The sequence below is a fragment of the Streptomyces sp. NPDC053673 genome (genome assembly GCF_055585225.1).
The window spans coordinates 20,764-27,910 of the sequence record NZ_JBVJKN010000015.1 but is presented as its reverse complement, the minus strand read 5'-3'; the positions used below and the strand labels follow the sequence as shown (position 1 = coordinate 27,910).

General features: G+C 70.9%; 5 protein-coding genes. 3 read left to right on the top strand and 2 right to left on the bottom strand.

Features of this window, described 5'->3' with window-relative positions; translation table 11 throughout:
* Window positions 1-211: 211 nt before the first annotated feature.
* Entirely contained in the window at window positions 212-421 is a 210-nt protein-coding gene (locus ACZ6ZQ_RS21650) for a hypothetical protein (protein ID WP_469770134.1), read from the top strand.
* 86 nt (window positions 422-507) lie between these two features.
* Window positions 508-1,059 carry a SixA phosphatase family protein gene (locus tag ACZ6ZQ_RS21645; protein ID WP_453666071.1) on the top strand — a complete coding sequence of 184 codons (552 nt, stop codon included), beginning with the start codon at window positions 508-510 and terminating at the stop codon, window positions 1,057-1,059.
* A gap of 125 nt (window positions 1,060-1,184) precedes the next feature.
* On the opposite strand, the gene serB is transcribed toward ACZ6ZQ_RS21645, so the two are convergent.
* Complete coding sequence (serB, locus tag ACZ6ZQ_RS21640; RefSeq protein ID WP_469770133.1) at window positions 1,185-2,399, bottom strand: phosphoserine phosphatase SerB; 1,215 nt, start codon at window positions 2,397-2,399, stop codon at window positions 1,185-1,187.
* 234 nt (window positions 2,400-2,633) lie between these two features.
* The gene (locus ACZ6ZQ_RS21635; protein WP_469770132.1) at window positions 2,634-4,334 is read right to left on the bottom strand and encodes a streptophobe family protein; all 1,701 of its coding nucleotides are present in this window, start codon (window positions 4,332-4,334) and stop codon (window positions 2,634-2,636) included.
* A gap of 233 nt (window positions 4,335-4,567) precedes the next feature.
* On the opposite strand from ACZ6ZQ_RS21635, the gene ACZ6ZQ_RS21630 reads away from it, so the two are divergent.
* Window positions 4,568-7,108: an ABC transporter ATP-binding protein/permease gene (locus tag ACZ6ZQ_RS21630; RefSeq protein WP_469770131.1), complete on the top strand. Its 2,541-nt coding sequence runs from the start codon at window positions 4,568-4,570 to the stop codon at window positions 7,106-7,108.
* The last annotated feature ends 39 nt before the right edge of the window (window positions 7,109-7,147 follow it).

Sequence of the window (7,147 nt, the reverse complement as noted above, 5' to 3'; positions counted from 1 at the left end):
GGACATCGCCTTGCCCTGAGGCCGGGGCATCGCCTCGCCCTGAAGCCGGGGCATCGCCGCCCCGAAGCCGCGATGGTAGGGCTGGCCCCACCATCCCCTAGGGGGTGAGTGTCAGGGGGAACTGGGTGGCTCACCGGATGGGGGAGAGGGCTCATGATCCGTAGGTTTGAGGTATCGCAGCAGCGCACCTTCTGACCTCACGGAGGCGGCCATGTCGGCCCGTACGCACACCCGGTCCCACGTCCCGGCCGCGGCCGGCGTCGACGTACGGCTGCCGTGGTGGGCCGTCGTCCTGCCGGTGATCGCCTTCGCCACGCTGTTCGTGCTGATGACCGGGACAGGCGAGGCGCAGGCCGCCTCCGTCGACCCGTCCGTCGGGGCCCTCCTGGACCGGATCCAGCAGACCCTGACCGGCTCCTGACCACCGGGTTGGACCTTGTGCACCTTCGCGGGATTGCACGTCAACACCCTGCGCCTGCTGGCTGATTTCATGCGAAGCTGAGGTGCATGAGCACCGCTGAGCTTTCCGGTGGGATGCCCCCCGGACACCCCGTATCGCGAAGGATCGTCCTACTCCGCCATGCCAAGGCCGACTGGCCCCAGGTGCCCGATCATGACCGGCCGCTCGCCGATCGGGGCCGCACGGACGCCACGGTCGCGGGCCGCAAGCTCGCCGACACCGGCATCCCCTTCGACCTGGCCCTGTGCTCGACCGCGGTGCGGACCCGCGAGACCTGGAAGCTGGCGGTCCATGAGCTGCCGCATCGCCCCAGGACGGTGTACGAGGAGCGGCTGTACGACGCCTCCCTCGGCGATCTGATCGCGCTGCTCAACGAGACGTCGGACGAGGTCGACGAGCTGCTGCTCGTCGGCCACAACCCCGGAATGCACGCCCTCGCCGACGCCCTCGCGGGCAAGGTGGAGGGCGACGCCCTGGCCAGGATGAGCCGCGGCGGCTTCCCGACCGCCGCCTTCGCCGTGATCGGCTTCTCCGGCTCCTGGAAGTCCGTCGAGCACGGCGTGGGCACGCTCCTCGACTACTGGGCCCCGCACGATTAGCCGCCGTACGCCGTCCATGGACCGGCCCCGGTACGAGACCCGTACCGGGGCCGGTCCCGTGCGGTGCCTGCGCGCCAGGTCCTGTCCGGCCTGATCCGAAAGACAGGTCTTGGTCAGAACAGGCCCTAATCCTCGTGGACGTCCGCCGCCTCGACCTCTTCCCGGGTGACCCCGAGCAGATAGAGCACGGCGTCCAGGAAGGGCACGTTCAGCGCCGTGTCCGCGGCCTCCCGGACCACCGGCTTGGCGTTGAAGGCGACTCCGAGGCCCGCCGCGTTCAGCATGTCCAGATCGTTCGCGCCATCGCCGATCGCCACGGTCTGGGCGAGCGGTACGCCCGCCTCCGCCGCGAACCGGCGCAGCAGCCGCGCCTTGCCCGCCCGGTCCACGATCTCGCCGACGACCCGCCCGGTGAGCTTCCCGTCCACGATCTCCAGCGTGTTGGCGGAGGCGAAGTCCAGCCCGAGACGCTCCTGGAGGTCATCCGTGACCTGGGTGAACCCGCCGGAGACGACGCCGACTTGGAAGCCGAGCCGCTTCAGCGTACGGATCAGGGTGCGGGCGCCCGGGGTGAGCCGTACCTCGGTACGCACCTTCTCCACCACCGACGCGTCCAGGCCCGCCAGCAGCGCCACGCGCGCGTGCAGCGACTGCTCGAAGTCCAGCTCCCCGCGCATCGCGGCCGCCGTCACCTCGGCGACCTGCTCCTCGCACCCGGCGTGCGCCGCGAACAGCTCGATGACCTCGTCCGTGATCAGCGTGGAGTCCACGTCCATGACGACCAGCCGCTGGGCCCTGCGGTGCAGCCCTGCCGAGACGACCGCGACATCCACGCCGATCTCCGCGGCCTCGGTGGCGAGTGCGGTGCGCAGGGGCTCGGTCTCGCAGCCGGACACCGCGAACTCCACAGCGGTCACCGGATACTTCGCGAGCCGGAAGACACGGTCGATGTTTCCGCCGGTGCCGGTGATCCTGGCCGCTATGGCCGCGGTGGACTCGGCGGTGAGCGGGTGCCCGAGGACGGTGACATGGGAGCGGCCACTGCCGCGCGGCCGGTTGTCACCGATGCCCGAGATGATCTCGGCCTGCAGCTTCAGGGCCTCGGCCCAGCTGTGCACGGTCGCGCGCAGCTCGCCCTCGGTGCCCAGGGTCGGCTGCGTGACGAGCGCGCACAGCGTGATGCGGCCACGCGTGACGACCTGCTCGATGTCGACCACGTCGACGGAGTAGGCGGCGAGGGTGTCGAAGAGCCCCGCGGTGATCCCGGGACGGTCCTTCCCGAAGATCTTGACGAGGAGGGTGGGGACGTCGGTGGCCTGTGGGGGCTGCGATGCGCTCATGGTGTCTCCACCGTATCGGGCACTCCGTGCCACGCGCCGCCCCGTCCCGCTTACCGGACAGCTCGGCCTCCGGCATGGTGTACGACCGCCGTCCGGAAGGTGACGCTCGGGTGTCGCATGCTGTGCGGGCAGTCGTTCGCCGGGGGCACCTCCCGGGCGAAGCCCTGGGGAAAGAGCGGGCGGGCAGAGACTCCTCACCGGGCCCTGGTGCCGTGGCCGCCCGGGTGCCGCTCCTCAGCGGTGCGTCCGCGGCACCCCCGGAGGCGGCGGCTCATCAGGCGGCCTGTCCTGCGGACCGTCCCAGGACGGCCTCGGCGGCGGATTCGGCGGCAGCACCGGCCCCGCGACCGTCGGCGCGCCATGCAGCCCATGCACCCCGTCACCGCCGTCCGGCAACCGCAGATACGGGTTCGTATCCGCGTTCGGCGGGCGATACGGAACCGACGGCCGGTACGGGCCCTGCGGCAGTACCGGGACCGCCGGCCGGCCCACGGCGAACGGCGCCGCACGACGCCCCGCCGCCCCCACCCCGTACGCCACCAGCGCCCCCAGGCCGCCCGCCGCCGCGCCCCACACCGCCCCCAGCACCAGCGCCGTCCCCGGATGCCCGTGCAGCTCGATCCCGGCACCGAACGCGTCGAACCCGAGCACCGAGAGCGACGCGTCCGCCGACACCTCCGTCAGTGCGACCAGCAGCGGCAGGGCGACCGCCGTCACCGCACCCAGTGCCCCCGCACACCGCCCCGCGAACCCAGCCGCCCCGACTCCGCCGGCCCGCGGCGTACGCACCGCCGTCAGCACACCGGCGCAGAGCATCATGAGCGCGCACGCCACCGCCAGCAGCCACACCCGCCCGTCGAGCTCCGCCAGCCGCCCGACGGTCACCGGCTCGTCGGCCGAGACCCGCAGCAGCTCGTCCAGCGGATCCGGCAGCAGCTTCGCCAGCTCACCGGTCGCCGTCCCGTCCCACGGCACGAAGAGACCCAGCGGGACTCCCAGCCACACGCCGTTCGGCGTGCCGAGCAGCGCCGCGCCGCCGATCCTTCCCGGATGCCCGTCGCCGGCCGCCGCGTACGCCGCCGCCGCGGCCCCCGCCGCCACCGCGACCAGCAGCACCGTCACCAGTGCCGACACCGCCGGCCGCACCAGCCGGTGCAAAGCCTCCCAGCCGCGCGGCAGCGGCGTACGGCGCGAGGCGAGCAGCGCGACGAGGAGCACGCCGAGCACCCAGAACAGCCCGCCGGCCAGCGAGTCCGCGGTGTCGACGGTGAAGCCGACCGACGCCTTCGCCTGCACCAGATCCCCGAGCCGGTCGGGCAACAGCCCCCCGATGTCACCGATGTCACCGATGCCACCGATGTCCCCGATGTCACCGAGCCCCGGCACCTCGATCCCGCCGCCCCCGCCCGCGCCCCCGCTCCCGCCACCGCCTCCGCCAGGCAGGTCGTCAATTCCCAGTGCGCTTCCGTCGAACGTGATGACGTCATGGCCCGCCCACGCCAGTCCGCCGACCACGCCGAGAAACAGCGCCACCAACACCCCGGTCCGCGCGGCCAGTTCCGTACCCGACAGATACGCCTGTGCCGTGCGCAGCGAGCGCAGGAAGAAGTACGCGAGCAGCAGCGCCCCCACCAGGCTCACCCCGAGTGGCGTGATGTCGACGGCCGTCGAGGCCTCCGCGCCGTCGAGCCCGAACACGGACACATCACCCGACGGCGTGACGGATCCCCCCACCGCGAGCACCGTCAACGCCGCGGTCATCGGCCCCAGCGAGCCGCTCGCGTCCGCGCCCAGCAGGTGCAGTCCGAGCGCGGCCGTGCCCGCCATCCCGACCATCGCCCAGCTCACCGCGGCGATTGAGGCGAGGACCACATCGCCCCACGGCACACCGCCGTACACATCGGTTGTCGGGACCCGGTTGCCGCTCGCCGCCATCAGGACCCCCCGATCCGCGCCGACTTGTCCCCTTCGTGCATGATCCGTGTGCACTCATGGGTGCTTACCACTCTCCGGGCGTGTTTCTCCTCAGTCAACGGCGCATCCGTAGAACGCTGAACGCCGTCTTCACAAGGCCCGGCTTTCGGATACGGGACCGGGCCTGAAATAGTTCCTCACGATGTTCGCCATCCCTAGACTCCCTGTGATGGGGGTACCTCGGGGGACAACTAGTGGGGCATGGAGTGCCGGAACTCGTACTGGAATTGAACGGAAGGACCTGGACCCTCGATCCGTCCAGGTCGTACACCCTCGGCCGCGATCCGCAGGGTGACCTGGTGATCGATGACGCCAGGGTCTCGTGGCGGCATGCCACGATCAGCTGGGGCGGCCGGAGTTGGGTCATCGAGGACCACGGCAGCACCAACGGCACGTATGTGCAGGGTCAGCGGATCCATCAGATGGAGATCGGCCCCGGCTCGGCGGTGCACCTCGGCAACGCCACCGACGGCCCGCTGCTGAGCCTCTCCGGCGCCGCGGCCGGCGCGTACAGCGCGCAGGCCGCCGCCCCGCAGCAGGCCGCGGCGGCCCAGCAGGCCCCGGCCCAGCAGCCGCAGCAGTGGCAGCAGCAGGCCGACCGGGCCCCGCAGCAGAACTGGCAGCAGCAGGCTCCGGCCCAGCAGCAGGCCCAGGTTCCGCACCAGCAGGGCCCTGACGGGCGGTTCGCGCAGCAGACCCCGGGCCAGGCAACCCCGGTGTACGGAGACCGCAGCCCGACCACGTTCCACCAGTTCTCGCTCGGCCACGTCATGCGTATCGGCCGTGCGCTGGAGAACGAACTCGTGGTCTCCGACCTCCAGGTCTCCCGCCACCACGCCGAGTTCCACGCGACGCCCGACGGCCGCTTCGAGATCCGCGACCTCGGTTCCCACAACGGCACCTACGTCAACGGCCAGCCGCTCGCCAAGTCCGGCTCTGCGCTCATCGGTCCGAACGACATCGTCGGTGTCGGTCACTCGACCTTCCGGCTCGTCGGCGACCGGCTCGAGGAGTTCGTCGACACCGGCGAGGTCTCCTTCTCGGCCCGCCACCTCACGGTGACGGTCGACGGCGGCAAGCAGATCCTCAAGGACGTTTCCTTCGGCGTCCCGGAGAAGTCGCTGATCGGCGTCATCGGTCCGTCCGGCTCCGGAAAGTCGACGCTGCTCAAGGCGCTCACCGGCTACCGTCCCGCCGACCAGGGTGACGTCCTCTACGACAACCGCAGCCTCTACAAGCAGTTCGCCGAGCTGCGTCAGCGCATCGGTCTGGTCCCGCAGGACGACATCCTGCACAAGGAGCTGACCGTCCAGAAGGCGCTCAGGTACGCGGCGAAGCTGCGCTTCCCCGGCGACACCGCCGCGGCCGAGCGCGAGGCCCGGATCGACGAGGTCCTGCGCGAGCTCAAGCTCGACATCCACAAGGAGAAGAAGGTCACCTCCCTCTCCGGTGGCCAGCGCAAGCGTGTCTCCGTCGCCCTGGAGCTGCTGACCAAGCCGTCGCTGATCTTCCTGGACGAGCCGACCTCCGGCCTCGACCCGGGCATGGACCGGGACGTCATGCAGCTGCTGCGCGGCCTCGCCGACGACGGCCGTACGGTCCTCGTGGTCACCCACTCCGTGGCCGAGCTGGGGCTCTGCGACAAGCTGCTCGTCATGGCACCCGGCGGTGCCGTGGCGTACTTCGGCCCGCCGGAGGAGGCGCTCAACTTCTTCGGTTACACCACCTGGGCCGATGTCTTCTCGGCGTTCGAGAACTACCGCGACTACGACTGGGCGGGCCGCTGGAAGGGCTCGCAGCACTACCAGATGTACGCCGCGGACATCGACGCCGTCGCCGCCCAGCCGGTGCAGATGCCGCCGCAGGCGATGGCCAAGCCGCCGAAGCCGCAGGGCTGGGGCTCCCAGCTCTGGACGCTGATCCGCCGCTACAGCTCGGTCATCGCGTCCGACAAGGGCTTCATGGGCCTGATGGTGATCCTGCCGGCCGTCCTCGGCGTGGTCTCGGTCGTCATCCCGGCCGACTTCGGCCTCGCCGCGCCCACCCCGCCGTCCCGGTTCAACGGCGACGCCGGCACGATCATGCTCATCCTCGCGGTCGGCATGTGCTTCTCGGGCGCCGCCAACTCCGTACGAGAGCTGATCAAGGAACGGGTCATCTACGAACGGGAGCGGGCCACCGGCCTGTCCCGCTCGGCGTACCTGATGTCCAAGGTGATCGTCCTCGGCGTGATCACGGCCATCCAGGGCGTCATCATCTGCGCCATCGGCTTCGCCACCCGCGAGCTGCCCGAAGAGGGCCTGATCATGCCGCCGGCCGTCGAGCTCTGCGTCACGATCATCGCGCTCGGCTTCACGTCGATGATGTTCGGTCTGGTCATCTCCTCGCTGGTGAAGACCGCCGAGAAGACCATGCCGCTGCTGGTCATGTTCGCGATCGTCCAGGTCGTCTTCACCGGCATCCTCTTCCAGGTGTACGGCTCGCCCGGTCTGGAGCAGTTCGCCTGGCTGATGCCGTCCCGCTGGGCCATCGCCGGTGCCGGCGCGACCCTCGACCTCGCGCACCTCATGCCGCCGTGGGACCCGAAGAACCCCGAGGACCTGGACCCGCTGTGGGAGCACACGGCCGGCCAGTGGGGGATCAACGTCACCATCCTGCTGCTCATCGGCATCGCCTGCGGCTTCGCGGTGGCGCGTCTGCTGCGCCGCCACGAGCCCGAGGTCATGCGCAAGTAACCCCGTACGCGAAAACGCCGCAGGGCGGCACCCGGATCT